Source organism: Schaalia suimastitidis DSM 15538 (assembly GCF_000429105.1).
Lineage (GTDB): Bacteria > Actinomycetota > Actinomycetes > Actinomycetales > Actinomycetaceae > Pauljensenia > Pauljensenia suimastitidis.
The window spans coordinates 437772-456375 of sequence record NZ_KE386848.1; the positions used below are offsets into that span (position 1 = coordinate 437772).

Annotated in this window: 16 protein-coding genes; 11 read left to right on the forward strand and 5 right to left on the reverse strand. The window is 56.2% G+C overall.

Annotated features, from left to right (window positions below; genetic code table 11):
• Window positions 1–122: 122 nt before the first annotated feature.
• From G438_RS0108855 to G438_RS0108865, 3 genes are all read left to right on the forward strand, one after another.
• Window positions 123–2147 carry a DNA gyrase/topoisomerase IV subunit B gene (locus G438_RS0108855; RefSeq protein WP_420804727.1) on the forward strand — a complete coding sequence of 675 codons (2025 nt, stop codon included), beginning with the start codon at window positions 123–125 and terminating at the stop codon, window positions 2145–2147.
• Window positions 2148–2293: 146 nt separating this feature from the next.
• Window positions 2294–3313: a hypothetical protein gene (locus G438_RS0108860; protein WP_034285748.1), complete on the forward strand. Its 1020-nt coding sequence runs from the start codon at window positions 2294–2296 to the stop codon at window positions 3311–3313.
• 66 nt (window positions 3314–3379) lie between these two features.
• Window positions 3380–4423 carry an N-acetyltransferase gene (locus G438_RS0108865; protein WP_034285751.1) on the forward strand — a complete coding sequence of 348 codons (1044 nt, stop codon included), beginning with the start codon at window positions 3380–3382 and terminating at the stop codon, window positions 4421–4423.
• A gap of 184 nt (window positions 4424–4607) precedes the next feature.
• Here the strand turns inward: G438_RS0108865 and G438_RS0108870 are convergent, their stop codons facing one another.
• On the reverse strand, window positions 4608–7082 hold the full coding sequence (locus G438_RS0108870; RefSeq protein WP_026461015.1) for a DNA gyrase/topoisomerase IV subunit A: 2475 nt from the start codon (window positions 7080–7082) through the stop codon (window positions 4608–4610).
• Between the two features lie 70 nt (window positions 7083–7152).
• Here G438_RS0108870 and G438_RS0108875 point away from each other — a divergent pair, with 70 nt between their 5' ends.
• Both G438_RS0108875 and G438_RS0108880 read left to right on the forward strand, forming a co-directional pair.
• Window positions 7153–7695: a DUF5998 family protein gene (locus G438_RS0108875; protein WP_026461016.1), complete on the forward strand. Its 543-nt coding sequence runs from the start codon at window positions 7153–7155 to the stop codon at window positions 7693–7695.
• Window positions 7688–8833 carry an alkaline phosphatase family protein gene (locus G438_RS0108880; protein WP_026461017.1) on the forward strand — a complete coding sequence of 382 codons (1146 nt, stop codon included), beginning with the start codon at window positions 7688–7690 and terminating at the stop codon, window positions 8831–8833. Before G438_RS0108875 ends, G438_RS0108880 begins: the two co-directional genes overlap by 8 nt.
• Window positions 8834–8920: 87 nt before the next feature.
• Here the strand turns inward: G438_RS0108880 and G438_RS0108885 are convergent, their stop codons facing one another.
• Together G438_RS0108885 and sepH are read right to left on the reverse strand one after the other, a co-directional pair.
• Window positions 8921–10093 (reverse strand): DUF4190 domain-containing protein, encoded by a 1173-nt coding sequence (locus G438_RS0108885; RefSeq protein WP_026461018.1) that lies wholly within the window; start codon window positions 10091–10093, stop codon window positions 8921–8923.
• 184 nt (window positions 10094–10277) lie between these two features.
• Window positions 10278–11306 carry a septation protein SepH gene (gene sepH, locus G438_RS0108890; RefSeq protein WP_026461019.1) on the reverse strand — a complete coding sequence of 343 codons (1029 nt, stop codon included), beginning with the start codon at window positions 11304–11306 and terminating at the stop codon, window positions 10278–10280.
• Window positions 11307–11526: 220 nt separating this feature from the next.
• On the opposite strand from sepH, the gene G438_RS0108895 reads away from it, so the two are divergent.
• From G438_RS0108895 to G438_RS0108910, 4 genes are read left to right on the forward strand one after another with little or no spacing between them, the layout of a single operon-like run.
• Window positions 11527–11829: a DUF4193 domain-containing protein gene (locus G438_RS0108895; protein ID WP_026461020.1), complete on the forward strand. Its 303-nt coding sequence runs from the start codon at window positions 11527–11529 to the stop codon at window positions 11827–11829.
• A 10-nt stretch (window positions 11830–11839) separates the two neighbouring features.
• Complete coding sequence (locus tag G438_RS0108900) at window positions 11840–12511, forward strand: DUF3710 domain-containing protein (RefSeq protein ID WP_084403221.1); 672 nt, start codon at window positions 11840–11842, stop codon at window positions 12509–12511.
• Window positions 12504–12905: a single stranded DNA-binding domain-containing protein gene (locus tag G438_RS11585; RefSeq protein WP_131245871.1), complete on the forward strand. Its 402-nt coding sequence runs from the start codon at window positions 12504–12506 to the stop codon at window positions 12903–12905. Before G438_RS0108900 ends, G438_RS11585 begins: the two co-directional genes overlap by 8 nt.
• A complete protein-coding gene (locus tag G438_RS0108910; RefSeq protein ID WP_051259449.1) occupies window positions 12902–13588 on the forward strand; it encodes a DUF3159 domain-containing protein in 687 nt (228 codons plus the stop codon). The genes G438_RS11585 and G438_RS0108910 overlap by 4 nt, the downstream gene beginning before the upstream one ends.
• Before the next feature lie 91 nt (window positions 13589–13679).
• Here the strand turns inward: G438_RS0108910 and G438_RS0108915 are convergent, their stop codons facing one another.
• Together G438_RS0108915 and G438_RS0108920 are read right to left on the reverse strand one after the other, a co-directional pair.
• Window positions 13680–14363: a potassium channel family protein gene (locus G438_RS0108915; protein WP_026461023.1), complete on the reverse strand. Its 684-nt coding sequence runs from the start codon at window positions 14361–14363 to the stop codon at window positions 13680–13682.
• A 3-nt stretch (window positions 14364–14366) separates the two neighbouring features.
• Window positions 14367–15017, reverse strand: a complete 651-nt coding sequence (locus tag G438_RS0108920) for a potassium channel family protein (RefSeq protein ID WP_034285984.1) — start codon at window positions 15015–15017, stop codon at window positions 14367–14369.
• A 103-nt stretch (window positions 15018–15120) separates the two neighbouring features.
• Between G438_RS0108920 and G438_RS11590 the strand changes: the two genes are divergently transcribed.
• Together G438_RS11590 and G438_RS0108930 are read left to right on the forward strand one after the other, a co-directional pair.
• A complete protein-coding gene (locus G438_RS11590) occupies window positions 15121–17082 on the forward strand; it encodes an APC family permease (RefSeq protein ID WP_051259450.1) in 1962 nt (653 codons plus the stop codon).
• Complete coding sequence (locus tag G438_RS0108930; protein WP_026461025.1) at window positions 17082–18386, forward strand: class I SAM-dependent RNA methyltransferase; 1305 nt, start codon at window positions 17082–17084, stop codon at window positions 18384–18386. The genes G438_RS11590 and G438_RS0108930 overlap by 1 nt, the downstream gene beginning before the upstream one ends.
• Window positions 18387–18604: the final 218 nt, after the last annotated feature.

An 18604-nucleotide genomic window follows, 5' to 3' on the forward strand; every position in this document is an offset into this window, starting at 1 on the left:
AGCGGGCATTTTGTCCCACGCTTCCCTACTATTGTCGGGTGACTCCATCCGTTTCATCTGACTACAACGCGCGACACCTTTCAGTTCTTGAAGGACTTGAGGCTGTCCGCAAACGTCCCGGCATGTACATTGGCTCCACTGACTATCGCGGACTAATGCATTGCCTGTGGGAAATCATCGACAATGCAGTTGATGAAGCCCTCGAAGGTCACTGCGACACCATCACCGTGCGTCTGCACCCCGATCATTCTGCGTCGGTCGCAGATAATGGCCGAGGCGTGCCCGTCGATGAAGTGCCGGGTGTCGGTTTGTCAGGCGTAGAGGTTGTCTACACAAAACTTCACGCTGGCGGTAAATTCGGCAACGGATCCTATTCTTCTTCGGGTGGCCTACACGGCGTTGGCGCCTCGGTAGTGAACGCACTGTCAGCACGGATGGATGTTGAGGTTGACCGCGCAGGGAAGACGCATGCGATGTGCTTTAGGCGTGGCGAACCTGGAGAATTTGACGATACGCTTCAACGGACGCCAAATTCTCCCTTTGCCCCCTTTACTCAGTCGTCGAAACTCAAAGTCAGCGGCAAGGTCAAAAAAGGCGTGACCGGCACCCGCGTCCGATTTTGGGCTGACTTCCAAATCTTCCCCTCATCAGAAGGCTTTAGATGGGCTGACCTGCTTGACCGCGCACGGCAAACAGCCTTCCTAGTACCGGGGCTCACAATAAACTGCTGGGATGAACGAGGCGACGAAGTCCTTCACGAATCCTTCCGTTTCGATGGCGGCGTTGTTGACTTCGCACACTGGCTGGCCAGTGACGGGGCAGTGACCGATATTTGGCATATTACTGGTGAAGGCACCTTCACTGAAACCGTGCAGGCATTAGATGCCACAACCGGTCACCTTAAAGCCACCGAAGTTGAGCGTTCCTGCCAAGTCGACTGTGCCCTTCGGTGGGGCGTGGGCTACGACACACACATTCAAAGTTTCGTCAATATTATTGCGACCCCTAAGGGCGGAACTCACCTTGCTGGTTTTGAACAAGCACTGCTGAAAGTTATTCGTTCACAGGTCGATAAAGCGGCACGCAAACTCAAAGTAGGACCTAAAGATGGGCGTCCCGAAAAAGAGGACGTGCAAGCTGGACTCACCGCAGTGGTTACTGTGCGTTTTCCTGAGCCGCAATTCGAAGGACAAACGAAAGAGGTACTCGGCACCCCGCAGGTGCGTACTGTGGTGGCACGTATTGTCGGAGAATGGCTGGAACAGAAGTTTTCCTCCACGAAACGTGACGACAAACAACAAACGTCGCTTCTCCTAGAAAAAATCGTGGGCGAAATGAAGTCCCGCGTGTCGGCACGCCTACATAAAGAAATTTCACGCCGAAAGAACGCGCTGGAAACCTCGTCGCTACCTGCAAAGCTTGCCGACTGTCGCAGCGAAGATGTCACCCAAACGGAACTCTTTATCGTGGAAGGCGACTCTGCGCTTGGCACGGCCAAAGCAGCGCGCAACAGTCAATTCCAGGCGTTATTCCCCATACGTGGAAAGATTTTGAACGTCCAAAAAGCCTCCACAGCCGATATGCTTGCCAACGCCGAATGCGCCAACATTATTCAGGTGATCGGTGCAGGTTCAGGACGTACCTTCGATATCGAACAGGCCCGTTACGGCAAAGTTATCCTCATGACAGATGCCGACGTTGACGGTGCACATATCCGCACGCTCTTACTGACCCTATTTTTCCGCTATATGCGGCCACTGGTTGAGCAAGGCCGTGTTTACGCTGCGGTACCACCACTTCACCGTATCGAGGTCCTCGCAAAGGGTAAGAAACCTCGCGAATTGATCTACACCTACTCCGAAGAAGAAATGCACCGCGCCCTGGCCTCGTTACGCAAAGCGGGACGGAGCTGGAAGGAACCCATTCAGCGCTATAAAGGCCTAGGCGAAATGGACGCAGACCAGCTTGCTGAAACTACGATGGATCCTACTCATCGCTCGCTGCGTCGCATCACCCTCGCAGATGAAGAGGCGCTCCGACAGGCCGAAGACGTGTTTGAACTGCTGATGGGATCGGTTGTCGGTCCACGTAGAGATTTCATCGTGGACGAGGCTGCGCACCTTGACCGCGAACGTATCGACGCTTAACCGGCGCTTCCCGCATCAAGCCACCGTAACGTCACTTATTGGTGCGGTCTGCACATGCCACTGACTGCGCCACCCGGTGTGTAGAAGAGTCCACCGCTCGTCCACGCGTGCGACTAAAGGCCTGAAATAAACGTAGAATAGAGGCCATGACCGGACTCGAGCAGCGACTCAACGCACCACAGTCCGTGCCTTATCCCGGAAAACATCTTGGACTACGTTGGCGTTCACTGATCAGCGCCGACGCACCAGCAGTCTACGATTTATGTCGGCGCACGGAGATTAGCGATCATGCTATTGGCGCCACCACGCCCACGGATATCGCAGATATGGTGGAAGGCGCTTATGGGCGCGAATACATCGACACCATTGTCGGACTCGATGCGCAGCGCCAAATTGCAGCGGTTGCCAGCGTGAAGGTCTATCGCGATACCCATATGCCCGTATCAGCAACCTTTAAAGCAGTTGTTGATCCGCTTTGGCGTGGACGGGGTATTGGGCGTTCGCTGCTGTACTGGCAGGATGGACGTGCACGTCAAATGCTCGTTGAAATCTTCGGCGCACACTACGAAGGACCTGCCTCCATCATTAATTTAGTTGATTCGCATATGACCGATCGCAGACGGTTGTGTATTGCGGCGGGCTTTTCAGCTAAACGAAGTTTCCAAGTGATGTATCGTGAAATCGAAGGCTCGGAAGTAATGCCGACGCTCCCCACCGGATACCGTGCGCGCAACCTCGACGCGGGCACGCTCCGCTCGGCGTCCTTAGATGACGTATTCAAGCATCATTATCAGGTGCCGCTGCGCGGCGCACGATGGTCTGACACGGTGCCGCCATGCGACAAACGGTGGGCATTAACGCTTGAAAATGCCGTCACTGGCGAGGCGGTGGCGCAGTGTCTTGTGGGACGCCCAGCGGCGCGGTGGGTGCTTACCGGCAGTGCGGAGGCGTATATTGACAGCCTGATGATCGCCCCTTCCCACCCACAATGGGAACAGTGGGTCGGCTATCTTCTTGGATGGGCTTGTGCCGAGGCAGCAGCGTCGGGTATTCATCGTCTGGGCGTGGATGTTGATCCGAAACTGGCGGCAGATTATCACGCACTATTTGAACGCCATGGCTTCGTGGACGATCGTGCCCAGGTATTGTATTCCATCGACTACTAGGTGCCTCACCGACGATACGTCTCCATCACTGGCAGCACCGATCCGATAACGAAGGAGGTAGAGCATATGCCAGAAAACACTAATACTGGCGCACTACCGATTCGGCAGCGCATATCAGCTCCGCTGACAGTTGCGATGCCTCCCTCGCATCATGGTGTCGAGTGGGTGGCTCTTGAACCCGCACATTTACACGCCTTAGCAAGTCTTTTCGCGCGTATCGAGGCTCGGGATAATCCGCCGTTTCGCACCTCGATTGAAGAAGTCGCCGAGATGCTGACTGCTGCAGCACAGTGGCGAGGTGTCGCCGGTTTTGCTACCAAGGGCATTGCAAAAGGACGTATGGTGGCATTCGCGCAGGTCGCAATGCGGTTCCCTGGACATGTGGAATGCGTATGCCAAGGTGGCGTGGACCCTGCTTTTCGTCTGATCGGACTTGGTGGCTCTTTAGTCGAATGGCAAGAGGCAACCGCACGATCCATGTTGGCAACGTGCGACGCGGCAGGTCCCGCACAAATCGTTGCCCTGGTGGAAACCGGCCAAGAAGACCACGAATTTCACCTGAAAAAACGTGGGTTCCATTGGGCGCGGACCTACTATGAGTTGCGTGCAGACCTCACACGTATCCCTGAAACACCCACACTGAACCGATTCCTCACATTAGAAGCGTGGAGTGATCAATGGGAGGAACCTGCGCGACAGGCAGCTAATCGTATTTCCGAACAGGAATGGGGGCGGCCACCCATCACACAAGAGCAATGGTTGATGGGACGGACGGCATTCGTCCCAGAGTGGTCTTTCGTTGTTGCTGATCGGCGTGGCGATAGGCCACGCGTAGCAGGCTTCCTTATTGCGTCACGCTATGTTCAAGATTGGGCGGCGCTAGGGTGGAAAGAAGGCTATATCGACCAAATGGGTGTCGATCAGGCCTACCGCAATAACCGCGTGGTTGATGCCCTCATCGTGGCGTCAATGAAAGCTCAGGCGGCCGACGGAATGGACCGAACAGGCGTAGGTATAGGCTCAGCGAACCACTCTGGCGCACTGGCAGTCTATGACTATCTGGGTTTTAGAACTGTTGGGCAATCACGGCTTTATGCCATTGAGGTCTGAACCTTCCCGCGACACCATCGAGTTCAAAACTTGACCTGCGTTGTCATTTCGGCCTAGTCCCGCCAGGGTGCTACCACAATCTCATCCACCAGTGGTCACTGCAGCAGCACACGCCAAACTTCGCAGTAACACACGATCATGGCGGGCGCGCACGGTAACCCAAAGACGGCGGTGGCCTCGTCAATTAGCCGAGGTAAGCAATAGCGAAACTTAATGGCGAACCGGAGCCGTCACGACGCGGATCTTCACCAGGTAGGGTCACCGGTGATCCATCAGCAGAGGCCGCCCTAGGGGAGCGGGCACCAACCCACGCAATATCAAGCCGGTCTTCACCTTTTAGGAAACGCTGGACGCGTACCCCCTGCGTGCCTCGACCCTTTTGCGGATACAGTGCGAACGGCGTGACCTTTACAGTGGTTTGACCAGTGCCCGGGAGAGCGCCCTCGGCCGCTGCCACAGTGACGACTGCCGCCTCGTCAATGGCATCAACGACCCAAAAACCGATGGCCTGAGCGCCAGGGGCAAGGTTGATACCTGCCATACCACCTGCGGACCGTCCCTGCGGACGCACCTTTGCGGCCGGAGTACGCAGTAGTTGCGCATCGGAGGTAATAAAAACGAGTTCCGCATCGTCTTCGGCGGGAGCAAAACCAACGAGACTGTCGCCATCGTCCAACGCAATCACTTCCCAGTGGTCGCGTTGCAGTACATCGGCTTTGAGTCGCTTAACGACGCCCCGGGCTGTCCCCATTGCCATAATTGTCGCGGCTTGCGGATCTAAAAGCCCCACAGCAGGAGAATCACTGTGAATAAGCAACTGCGCTGGGGTGGCTGCAGCAAATGACAGTCCCGTTTCGAAACGCGGCAGTGCCGGCAAATCCACGACTTCGATACGGTGAGCCATACCGTCGGCGGTGACCACAGCAACCTGGGACCGAACAGTGGAGGGCAACAGGGCTTTCCATCCGTCGTGAGCAGCACGCGGGCCCACCTCAAGAGGGTCTGCACCTTCGACGCGCGCTAAAGCACCGTGGGCACACAGCACCACGGTGCAGGGTTCATCAGCAATTTCAAGCGCAAGGCCTTTGGTGCCACGTCCGGTTGCTGGCAGGGCAGCGGCCAGAGCGGCATCAGAAGAACCTTGCGCTGCCACCGCTTCGGTGCCAGCGGCGGCAAGTAGCAGCGTGCGTCGAGGCGTGCCTAAACGGGTCGCAACATCACGTAACTCACCTGTGACCATGTCATGAAGTAACGCTTGGGAGGCGAGGATTTCTTGTAGCTGAGCAATATTATTGGCAAGCTCATCACGCTCGGATTCGAGTTCGAGTCGCGAAAACTTCGTCAACCGTCTCAAACGGAGTTCAAGGATGTGGTTGGCTTGCAGCTCGGAAAGATCAAAAGCCGTTTGAAGGCGGGTGCGCGCAATATCAACGCTGTCAGAAGAACGAATAATGGCGATTACGTCGTCAATGTCGAGGACAGCAATGAGGAGGCCTTCAACCAGGTGCAGGCGGTCACTGTATTTGCCGAGGCGATATTCGCAGCGCCGACGTGTAACCGAGACGCGGTGGTCAAGGAATACGCGCAGCATATCTTTCAAACCCATTGTGCGCGGCTGGCCTTCGACCAGGGCAACGGCATTAATTGAGAAGGAACCTTCTAACGGGGTGCGCTGGTAAAGCTGCTGAAGCACCGCTTCAGGGTTGAATCCGTTTTTGACTTCAATGACTAAGCGCAGTCCGTGAATTCGATCGGTGAGGTTTTGTACCGACGAAATACCTTTGAGTCTGCCTGCCGACACGTGTTCTTTAATTTTTTCGATCACTTTTTCGGGGCCAACCATATAAGGCAATTCGGTAACGACCAGCCCCATCTTGCGTGCAGTGACACGCTCGGTTGTTACCTTCGCGCGGGTTCGAAAGGATCCTCTCCCCGTTTCGTATGCCTCTTTAATCCCGTCAAGGCCGACGATGACGCCGCCTTCGGGTAGGTCTGGGCCGGGGACAAAACGCATGAGGTCTTCAGTAGTGGCATCGGGGTGCGCCAGGAGGTGGCAAGCCGCAGCAATTGTCTCGGACAGGTTGTGGGGTGCGATATTGGTTGCCATCCCAACGGCGATACCGGAAGCGCCGTTGACTAATAGCTGCGGGAATGCGGCGGGTAGTACCTCCGGTTGCATAAATTGGTTGTCGTAGTTGGGAACAAAATTGACGGTGTCCTCGTCCAAGCCACCAACAAGGTCCATCGCGGCAGGGGCCAGGCGTGCTTCTGTGTAGCGGGCAGCGGCCGGACCGTCATCAAGTGAGCCGAAATTTCCATGCCCGTCGATCAGCGGTACGCGTAGGTTAAAGGGCTGGGCGAGGCGGACTAGGGCGTCGTAAATTGCCGAGTCACCGTGTGGGTGGAGTTTGCCCATCACTTCGCCGACAACACGTTGGGATTTCACGTGTCCTTTGTCGGGACGCAGGCCCATTTGATCCATTTGGAACAAAATGCGTCGTTGAACGGGTTTGAGGCCGTCGCGTGCATCTGGCAACGCACGTGCGTGGATAACCGATACGGCGTATTCGAGGAAACTGGTGCGCATTTCGTCCGAGACGTCAATTTCCGAAATATTCTCATCGGTAGGAAGAGGTAACGGCTGTTCTTTCATGCGCATGGTGTCCATTTTGGTCAGGTATTGCCTGTCTACTTAGACTCCCACGCCGGTTAGGGGCACAATGTGAGTGATGAGTATTAAAACTGATATTGAAAAGTGGGGGTTTTACCCTGCCATTGTGGAGCGGGCGTTGACCCGTGCCTTGGGTGGTGAGGAGCCTCGGGCATTGATCCATCAGATCGATGCGGCATTTGATCATGGGTCAATGTTTCGCCATTTGACGCTTGCCGCGCTGGGCACTGACGTTTTTGTACATATCCATGTTGATGAGTTAGAAAACGGTGGTGCCGGGGTTGCCACCGCTGTGCACCCGCTTGATGCACTCACCGGCTTGTCGGTGATGGAATACGTCGCCGGGCCGGAAAACGGTGGTAATCCCAGCGAGATCACCATCTCTTTGAACTTAGGCGGGACGAAACGCATGGAAATCCTACCTGGTGCCTGCGAGGACCCGGACTGCACGGCTGATCATGGGTGGCAAGGTCCGGTATTTCCTGATGATCTGACGATTCGCATTGCTGATGCTGCTGAAGGTAGCGGTGCAGTGGAGCGTGCACAGGTTTTCGTTGACGCGCTTTGTGCGGCTATCGCGCGGCGGCCTCACCGTGACTGACATCATTACTCGGCTGCGTATCGAAGGCGCTGCGTTACCCGATGCGACGGATTTTCTGCTGACTGAGGTTTTCGGTGGCGCCATTGCCACCATTGACGATGCACTGCCAGGGGCTTTGCCCAAGCGCCGCGATGATTGGGATCTGGACCGTGGACAGCAGGTACTACTGATTCTCGTCGATGGCTTGGGCTGGGAGTCGCTGAACAGACATTACGGACACGCAGCGACGCTACGAGCATTGCGGGATACCACTTACTGTGCGCATACTGTGGTGCCATCGACGACAGCTGCCGCAATCACTGCCTTCGCTACAGGCGCTCAACCTGGCGCAACACGGATGGTGGGGTACAGCGTATTCGACAATGATGCGCTGATGAACCTTCTGGCTTTTGCCCCCGACGTTGATCCGTGCCGATGGCAGGAGGTGACTCCGCACTTTACTGCTCTTACCCACGCAGGTGTCACATCTGCCGTTATTTCGCCTCCGGCCTTCGCGAACTCTGGTTTGACGCGTGCCGCGCTGCGGGGTGCACGTCATGTGGGTGCTGTGTCGTGGGAGGCGCGGTGCCAAGCGGCGCTGGCCGAACTACGCGAAGGTACTCAGGTGGTCTACCTGTATTGGTCGGATATCGACCATATTGGCCATGGGCGCGGTGTTGCCTCACATGAATGGGCAGGGGCATTGGAAGACTTTGATCGGGGCCTATTGACCTTGCTTCGGCAGTTACCGTCTGGGGTGCGAGCTGTATTAACAGCGGACCATGGGATGGTGGATGTTGAGCAGCGTGACCTTGTTGACTGTGCACATACGGCTGCGTTGCGAGAAGGAACTCGCGTACTCGCAGGGGAAACGCGCGCGGTGCATGTGCATTGCGAAGCGGGGCACGCTGATGCGGTGTTGCGCAGGTGGCGTGACTATTTAGGGGAGCGGGCCTGGGTTGTGACACGCGCAGACCTTGCTGCGCTGATGGGAGATGGGCCGGGCCTGTCCCTAGTGGGGGATTTCGTTGCTTTTATGCGACAGGGGTACGGGGTGGTTGACTCGCGGACGCAAAGTGCTGGGGCGATTTCCCTTGTCGGTGTTCACGGGTCGCTGACATCTGCCGAAATGCTGATACCTGTCATACGTCTAGCCTGAGGGGCACGTGTCTCGCCTGAAGGCCACGAGACATGTAAGAATTGTGGGGTCCTACCAACTGGTAGGACCCCACAATGGTGACAAGGTTCAGAGGGTGAACTCGTAGACCACGACCTGTTCTTTATCGAAGTCGAAAAGTCCACTGACCTCAATTCTCACTGGCGAGGTTTCGTCGATAAGGACAAACCCGGTAACTTGCGTGAAGGATTTGCCAGGGTCTACTGATTCAAGTGAGGCGAGAGGGTCGTAGCCTACCGGCTCTTCATCCAAGTAGTAGGCCTCTTCCAGGACCTGCCCATTCTGGGTAGCTTCCATCGAGTAGTCGAAAAGGCCAGCGGTCTCACTCACGCGGTTATTGACCATTTCCCAGGTGAGGGCGAACGTAGGCTTTCCGTCCATGTCGGGCACTGAAAGTGTCCCATCAAGAAGACGAATGGTGATGTTGTCAGCGATGGGTCCTTCTGCCAAGGCTGGACCACCGGTCGGCAATGCCTCGGACGTGGAACTACTATCATCTGCGCCCGTTGAACTGCTTGAGGTGGACTCATCTGCACTTGTGGAATCAGTCGTGGACGATTGATAACTCGTCTGCGTGCTCACTTCGTTCAGGACCGAGGTCACTGCAAAATTAATGACGATTGCCACGACCAGTGTGATGACAGAAAGTGTTACGCCGGCAATGGCAAAGCCCATACCACGCTTAGAAGCGTTGGGGCGTGTTTGGACGATTCCAACGATGCCGAGGATAACAGCAATAACCGCCATGAGAATTGCGACGATATTGACGTAAGGAATCCACGCCATCAGCAAGGCAATCAGAGCAACGACCATTGAAATGATGGCCATCACCGACATTGGTTTCGATTGCACCATCGCGGCCCCATATGGAGCTTGACCATATGCAGGCGCGGCACCAGTTGGCGTCCCATAGGGCGTAGTTGAAGCGGTAGGTGCATATCCGTAAGGCTGTTCAGGTGCTGGCTGCTGCCCGTAGGCACCCTGCGCGTAAGGTGCCGTCGCACTCGGTGGCTGCCCGTAGGGCGCATCGTACGGGGTGGTTGTGGGCGATTGGCCGTATGGTTGAGCCGACTGCCCGTAGGAAGCGTCATATTGCGTGGGGTATTCTGGTGCGGCCCCTGGATAACCCGTAGGTTGTGCTGCCTCAGAAGCGGGTGTGTATGCCGGTGTATATGGCTGAGTGGACGGATCAGGCGTAGTGCCATCAGGTTGCGTGGGATTGGGGGGAGGGATGTTACTCATCGTGTTACCTCACTCGCGGCAGAAGGTGTTGACGGACGCCAGAAGCGAGTTCTGGATATCTCCTATAGTAGATGAGCGAAAACAACCACGGTGCCATATTCCACAACAGGCTTGCTGTAATGAATCAGGTGGTATGCGGTACCGGAATAATTTTCAGTAATAGTGCTCGTAGTGCGCTGCTGCCCTATGGCTTTGATCCAAAGACAATTTCGTCCCATGAGGGGACTGAGCGGCGTCCAGATTTGCGTTTAGTGCGGTCGGGCGCTGGCGTGAGTGTATCAAGACCGGGTAGCACGGCCTCGGCATCGTTGCTAGTGGTCCCTTCGTCAACCGTTGTCGCGGCATTCTCCGTCCCAGTAGGCGCGGTGGGGGACGTCGTGTGGGCAAGCGAGAGAATTCGGGCAGAAATTGCCGAGGCGATACCGCCTGAGGTGGTATGTGTTCCAGAGGACGGCGGGGTGCTGGGGGATTGCTCAGCTAAAAAAGCCTCGTAATCGTCGTCGTCATCGCAGTCAATTTCGACAGGCTGTCGTTTTCCGCGGGCAGCATTGAGATCGTCGATCAGGGCTTCGCGTCGACTGAGATCATCTGCACTGGCATCACCGATAACATTTGGTGGAAGCGGAGTGAAGATTGATGATGTAGGTGTCAGTGACACAGTTTCAGTGAGCCACTTGGCCTCCTGGTCAATGGCATCCAATTGGCCGGAGCTGCTGAGTGTCCAATGTGCACCGATTTCGGCTGCCCCTTGAACGAATGTCAAACAGATTTCCCACGGACCGCTACCTTCGCGGCGTGCAGACCATGCCAGGGTTGACGCGTCGACACCACGTGCCGCCAAGCGATCCACCACAAGATCCCCGACAATTGGCGCATCCTCGTCGTCCCCAATATGTGTACCGAGGGCGCGTGACAACGCGTAATCTTGTTCTGCTTTGACCGGACCTTCGTACCGTAGGACCTGCTGCACCTCAAGGCCGTGATCGCGGGCGATATCCTCAGGTGATGCGCCGGCACGAAGAAGAGCTTGAATATCTTTGGGTCGAAGCTGAGGGGTGCCAGGCGTTGCAATCGCTTCCAGGACCGGTCGGTCGCGTCTGACGCAACCCCTGAGTTCGTCAGTGATGGCAACGGTATAACGTTCCCCTTGTGAGTCGGTGAATACCAATGTGTGCCCATCTGCGCCGACGCCGAGCAGGTCAAGCTGAATCAATTGGCACCTCCCGTTTCCACCTATCGTGCGCATACTCTCAGATAAAGAAAGAATAGTGCTCCAGATGCCTGGGCGTGTCCAAAACTCATGGCGACAAACATCAAGACAGGGGGCGCGACCTCGTTTAGGTGTGAACTCCGTTAAAAATGTGGTACCCTGCCTGCGCTGCATGAACTCATCAGGAGCGAGTGCTTCTCGCAGATGCGAAGGGAGAACCGCAATGGCAACCGACTACGATGCACCTCGCAAAAATGAGGACGAAGTTGCTGAGGATTCCATTGAGGAACTGAAGTCTCGTCGAAATGACGCTGGCTCTGCCAATGTTGACGAAGACGAAAATGAAGCGGCCGAGAATTTTGAGCTTCCCGGCGCGGACCTGTCAAAGGAAGAACTTACTGTTCACGTCGTTCCGCGCCAAGACAACGAATTCACGTGTTCGCAGTGTTTCTTAGTCCATCACATTTCTCAGATCGCCTATCACGACGACGCCGGACAGCCCGTGTGCACTGAGTGCGCGATCTGAGGCGAGGGAGATGTTCTTCAGCCGAAAGAAAAAACGACTCTCTGCCCGTGAAATAGGTGCCTCTTACGACGAAGATCGTCAGGATGAGGCTCGCTCACATGGGCAGGTGCGGCCGACTCTGGCGCAGGACCACGAGATTTGGAATCAGCCAGGTCCGCGTAGTGCGGCCGAGGTCGATACCTCGGTCGGGTATGTCGATATGGGGTCGTTGCGTATTCCGGTCGTGCCGGGTATGCAGGTGCAGACACAGATGTCTGAGGATAAGAAAAATATCCTTGGCGTTTTCCTGGTCTTAGGTAACTCAGGTCTGCTGATTACCGTTGCCGCCGCCCCACGCTCAGGCGGCGTATGGGACGAGCTGCGCAGCCAAATGCGTGACGGTCTACAGGCTGACGGTGCGACGGTCGATGAGGTTGAAGGCCGCTACGGCGTCGAGCTTCACGTCGCAGCGCCCGTCGCTGGACCCGACGGCGCTAAACACACGTCCTATACACGCATTATTGGATGTGAAGGCGACCGTTGGTTTGCTCGGCTCAGCGTGGTGGGTCCCGCAGCAATAGACGAGGCCGTGGGTGCGGATGTGGAGAAAGTCATTGACCGGCTCGTTGTCGTGCGTGACGAAAAACCTCGCGCACGCCTCGACGTTCTCCCCCTTTCCCTACCAGCTGCGCGCAATGCATAAACGCCGCACGTGGAGATCTTTCTTCACTTCCCTAAGGGTCTCACCTCGTGCGCCTTTGACGACAGTGCGCGTACCCCACGGCGCCTCGCGAGCCATCCATGATGACGCGCCAACTCCTGCCACCCCCATTGGCGCGGTTCGGCGACGTGAACGTGTCCGTCTGGTCGGTACCGTTGAGTCGAAGACATTTTCTCCAGCGAATGCCTCGATGTTATTGACTGCGCGCCTGTCGGATCCAAGTGGCAGCATCGAGCTTCGGTGGCCCGGCCGACGTGATATTCCGGGCCTTCATGTCGGTTCGCGTGTGGAGGTCCAAGGGGTCGTTGGAGCTGACCACGAAAAGAATATTGTCATTAACCCGTTATATCGGCTAATCAGTGCGGAGCGATCGTGACGCAACACCACGACACACCTGGCAACACTCGCAGCGGCATCCTGGGTCAACTTGATTCCCAGCAATTCTCACTTACCGAGGCTGTCGGAGGCTGGCGCGGCATGGTGGAGTCTGTGGTGCCCTCGCTGGTTTTTGTTGTCACCTACGTTGTCACAACGCAGCTGCGTCTCTCGCTTGTCGTGACAGGCGTCGTTGCAGCACTCCTGTGTCTTGCGCGCCTCATTCAACGTCAGAATATGACGCAGGCTTTATCCGGGGCGATTGCGGGTATTGGTATCGGTGCATTGTGGGCGTGGACATCTGGGCGTGGGCAGGACTTTTTTATTGGCGGACTTATTAGTGCAGCCGTCTTTTCCAGTGTGATGCTGATATCGTTGCTTGTCCGCCGTCCACTTATCGGTGTGGCACTTCAGGTGGTGTATTCACTGCCGCGCACGTGGTGGTCAGATACCGATAGTACCCACGTGTCATTACGCGCGCGGGCGTGGGCTGCAACATGGGTCTGGGCCGCAGTGTTTATTTTGCGCCTGGCCATTCAATATCCGCTGTGGTATGCAGGTATGGTTGCTCAGCTTGGTGTTGCGAAACTAATCCTTGGGCTGCCACTATTTGGCTTAGGTGCGTGGATAACGTGGCTGTTGATTGCGCCTGAACTGACCGCTTTGCGTAACCGCCGAAACTAAGGCGGTACCGGTAAAGGCGATATGGCGCAGGCGGGGACTATCCCATCCGAAACAGCGCCTTTTGCCTTTTGTTGCACATATCTTGTCGTTGTCAGCCTCGTACCGGGTGGTTGCCGACGAGGATATGTGTCACCTCGTCGACAAGCGTGCGGTCAGAATCGGGGACCAGAAGCAGCAGTTCGTCTTCGGCTTCTACTGTGTCGTCAGGACCAACACTGATCGGACGCTCATCACGCAGTAAGGCAGACAGTACAACCTTCGGGGGAAGCCCTAAGTTATTGACCTGTTTGCCAATAACCGGTGACGTGCTGGGCAGTACCAGGGCGTACATTGATACGCGGGCAGCATTAAAGGAAAAGAGCCTTACGGCGGTACCGACACTCACTGCTTCTTCTACTAGAGCGGTGACGATTTTCGGCGTTGATACGAGTACATCAACACCCCATGCGCCGTCGAATAACCACTCGTTTTTCGGGTTGTTGAGACGGGCAACGACACGTGGGACGGCAAACTCCGTTTTAGCGAGTAGCGAAATGACCAGGTTCGCTTTATCGTCGCCGGTTGCGGCCACTAAAACATCAGCGGATTCAAGGCCAGTATCTTTTAATGAATCAGGCGAACAGGCATCTGCGAGGACCCAATCAGCATCGGCAACCGAAGCGACCCGGATTTGGTCGGGAGCGTTGTCAATAAGTGTGACGTCGTGGCCGTGGTCAATGAGCTCTAGGGCAACCGTGCGGCCAACGGAACCTGCCCCAGCAATGACGATCTTCATCTTTTAATTCTCCAATCGTGGCGCGCGGGTGAGTATCGCACGCAACGGTGTTGGGTCGGTGCCGCCGATTGCAAAATACAACTGGTCATGTTCTTGGACCACCATGTCGCTGCGTGCAGGCATTGCAGTGCCAAGTCTGGAGACAAATGCGATACGTTCGCCGGTGAGTTCTTCCACCACCGGGAATGCAATACCGTACCAGGGGGCTACGGGGGTTGCTGTCACCATCGAGACCATACCGGTGGGATGGGTCCACGTCACGGCTGCCGATGGCGGAAGCAGGCGCCGCAGCACCGAGGCAGTGGTGCGCTGTACGGTGGCGACCGTTGGGATGCCGAGACGTTCGTATACCAAGGCTCGGGTGGGGTCGTAGATACGTGCCACCACGCGCTCCACATTGAAGGTTTCTCGGGCAATGCGTGCGGCAATGATATTGGAATTGTCGCCATTAGATACCGCAGCAAAGGCATAGGCATCTTTGATACCTGCTTGGCGCAATGCGTCCCGATCCATCCCGAGTCCCGTGACACGTCGGCCAGAGAAATCCTGCCCGAGGCGGACGAAAGCCTTGGGGTCAGAGTCAATGACAGCTACGGAATGCCCTTGGCTGTCTAACGTCGTTGCAAGTAGGGCACCTACACGCCCACAACCCATGATGACAAAGTGCACAGGATAAACCTACTCCTATTTCAGCGCTAAGCTGGTAGCCGTGCGGAAATTAATCGCAGAGACAAAACGCATAGTATTGGGAAAGCCGATGCCGTCAGATGCGGCAGGGGGCGAACTTCTGCCCAAACGGATTGCCCTTCCTGTATTTGCTGCTGATGCATTGTCGTCGGTGGCCTACGCCCCCGATGAAATCCTCCTTACCCTGTCGTTAGCCGGTGCGATGGCATTGGTGAATTCCTTCTGGGTGGGCCTAGCCGTAACAGTTGTCCTATTCGTTGTCGTGATGTCCTACCGGCAGACGGTACATGCCTACCCCAGTGGGGGAGGCGACTACGAAGTCGTGACCACCAATCTTGGACCTCGTTGGGGATTGCTTGTTGCGTCTGCCTTACTGGTCGACTATATCCTCACGGTCGCCGTGTCCATCTCTGCGGGCGCACAGTATGTCACCACAGCATTTCCGCTGCTTGCAGGCTGGGAAGTGCCTTTGGCGGTGTGTCTTGTCGCGCTACTTGCCCTGCTGAATCTTCGAGGGACACGAGAATCTGGGGTTGCCTTCGCTATACCCACCTATGTGTACATGGGGGCGATAGGCGTGATGATTGTGTGGGGTTTGATCAAATATGTCACTGGAACCCTCGGACAGGCGCCCACCGCTATCTATGAGGTCGTGCCCCACAGTCAATACGCTGATGGTCTTATTGGACTGGGTGGCGCATTCCTGCTGATGCGGGCTTTTTCTTCAGGTTGTGCGGCCTTGACTGGGGTAGAAGCCATCTCTAATGGCGTGCCCTCTTTTAGGCGTCCTAAGTCTCGTAATGCAGCAGCGACATTAGCGATGCTTGGAGGTATTTCGGCATCAATGATGCTGTCTATACTGCTGCTTGCCCGTGCTACCGGCACCAAAGTGGTGGACGATCCACAGACGCAGTTACGCCTTAACGGCCAGCCGGTACCTGAGGACCTTAACGTTGGTCCAGCAATTAGCCAGATCGCGCAAGCTGTATTTGGACCAACAAGTTTTTTCTTCCTGCTGGTCACCATCGTCACCGGACTCATACTGGTTCTTGCAGCCAATACCGCCTTTAATGGTTTCCCGTCTTTGACGTCAGTTCTTTCCCGCGATTCTTTCCTTCCGCGGCAACTGCACACGCGCGGCGACCGCCTCGTCTATTCCAATGGCATCATCGTGCTGGGTGCTGGCGCTGTCATCTTGATTGTGGCATTTGATGCTGAAGTGACCCGATTGATCCAACTGTATGTTGTCGGCGTATTCGTGTCATTCACCCTGTCGCAACTGGGGATGATCCGGCATTGGAATACCTTGCTGCGTACACGACAAGACGGTTTAGCGCGCACGAAGGTTTTGCGTTCCCGGGCCGTCAATATCGTTGGCTTCATGGCTACCGGTATTGTTCTGGGTGTCGTATTGGTGACGAAATTTGCGCATGGTGCGTGGATTACGCTGGTGCTAATCGCACTGGCCTATCTGATGCAAAATGCGATCTATAGTCACTACCAGATGATCGCCGCAGACTTACGTGTGGAAGATTGGACGACTAAACGTGCCCTCCCATCTCGTGTGCGGGCCCTTGTGTTGGTGTCAGGCTTTACCAAACCCGCTATGCGCGCCATCGCTGCGGCACGAGCGAGTGAACCGACGTCAATTGAGGTTGTTTCAGTCATTACTCAGCGGCACGATGAGAATAAATTGCGCACACAATGGGAACGTTCTGGCGTGCCGGTGCCATTGACGCTCCTTGCGGCGCCTTATCGGGATGTCACCGGCGTCATCGTTCAGCATATTTCAGCTTTGCGGGCATCATCTCCCAGTGAAATGCTGATTGTGTATCTGCCGCAATATTTGGTGCGCCACTGGTGGGAGCATATTTTGCATAATCATATGGCCGCGATACTTAATCGTGAGTTGCTGAAAATACCTGGTGTGATCGTCACAGTCGTTCCGTGGAAGCTTGGTGACGACGAGGCAGTGGAAGGGCGCCGTCCATCAGGTGGGGCACCAGGACAGACCAAGAATGAGGATATGTGATGATGACGGATCCGAGTCTGGTGACGTTACGCGTCGACGATGTTGCGCACGGAGGGGCGTGCGTTGCTCGTCAAAGTGATGGGCGCGTCGTTTTTGTGCGCCACACATTGCCTGGCGAGCACGTCGTCGCGCGGATTACCCGCACACGTAGTCGCCTTGCGTGGGCAGATGCCGTTGACATACTTGAGGCCAGTGCTGACCGTGTGCCATCTGTGTGGCCTGAGGCCGGTCCTGGTGGGGTCGGCGGGGGAGAGCTTGCCCATGTGCGTCCTGCTGCCCAACGTGCGTGGAAAGAACAAGTGATCCGTACGCAAATCCGTCGCATTGGTGGGCCACTTCTTGACGAGGCGGTTCGTGCAATTGGCGGCATCACTGTCCAAGCAGCACCGGGTGACGAGGATCCTGACGATACCTTGTGCGGGCGTCGCACCCGCATTGAGTTGGTGGCTAGTAACGAGGCGCGCCTGGGTATGCATGTGCATCATGGCCATGATCTGCGTGTCCTTGAGCATATGCCGTTGGCGGTACCTGCTCTTCAAGACCTCAACGTTCTGGGCGCTGCCTCGCCGATATGGCATGGCGCGTGGGGGCCAGGGGAGCGCGTGCGATTGGTAGCACCTAATGGTGATGATCCACTTATTGTGACGCCGCGGGGCTTCTTCGACCGTTTTGGCGATGTTGATGATCGCGACGCATTGCGGTGGGATGTCACACTTGCCACGGGCGTGTTGCAGTACCAGGTGAGGCCGCAAGGTTTTTGGCAGACACACGTGGAAGGCGCATCTGTACTGGCCCGCGCTGTCGTCGAGGGCGCGCAATTGCGTGGTGGCGAGCAGGTGATGGAACTATACGCGGGTGCTGGCTTGTTTTCGCAGGCCCTGGCACACCACGCACTTGTGTCTGGGCTGAAGCAGGTGGCGATAGTGACGCTGGAAGGTGACGAGGCAGCTGTGGCTGATGCTGCTGCCAATTGTCGTGACTTGCCTGGTGTTGACACGTGGGTGGGTGACGTTGATGCCCAGGGTGTGAAGGCGCTGGCCCGACAAGGTGAACGAATGCCTGACGTTGTGGTCCTTGATCCTCCTCGTTCAGGTGCGGGCAAAGATGTTGTGCGTGCTGTTGCTGCGAGTGGCGCGAAGAGGGTTGTCCTTGTTTCCTGCGATCCTGCGGCTGGGGCACGTGACTTAGCTGGTTTTGTGGGGTGTGGGTATCGTCTGGAAACCTTATGGGCGTGGGATCTGTTCCCGCATACGCATCACGTGGAGTCAGTGGCGGTGCTGACACGCACATCAAGGAGTAGCTGAAGGGTCGTGGTGAGGCTCGCGGCGCCTGCCGACAAGAGGATTCGCGGATTAGATGCAGTGGGCGTGACGTAATTCAGCGAGCGGTATTTGCGAGGCTGTGGCCACCTTTGGTGCAAAATGGCTGTTTGTGGCCGTGCGGTTGCGCAAAATGGAACGCATTTGCGTTCCCCTACCACTGCGCATATCTTGATGTCGAGATAATCTGTCCAGGGTAGGAG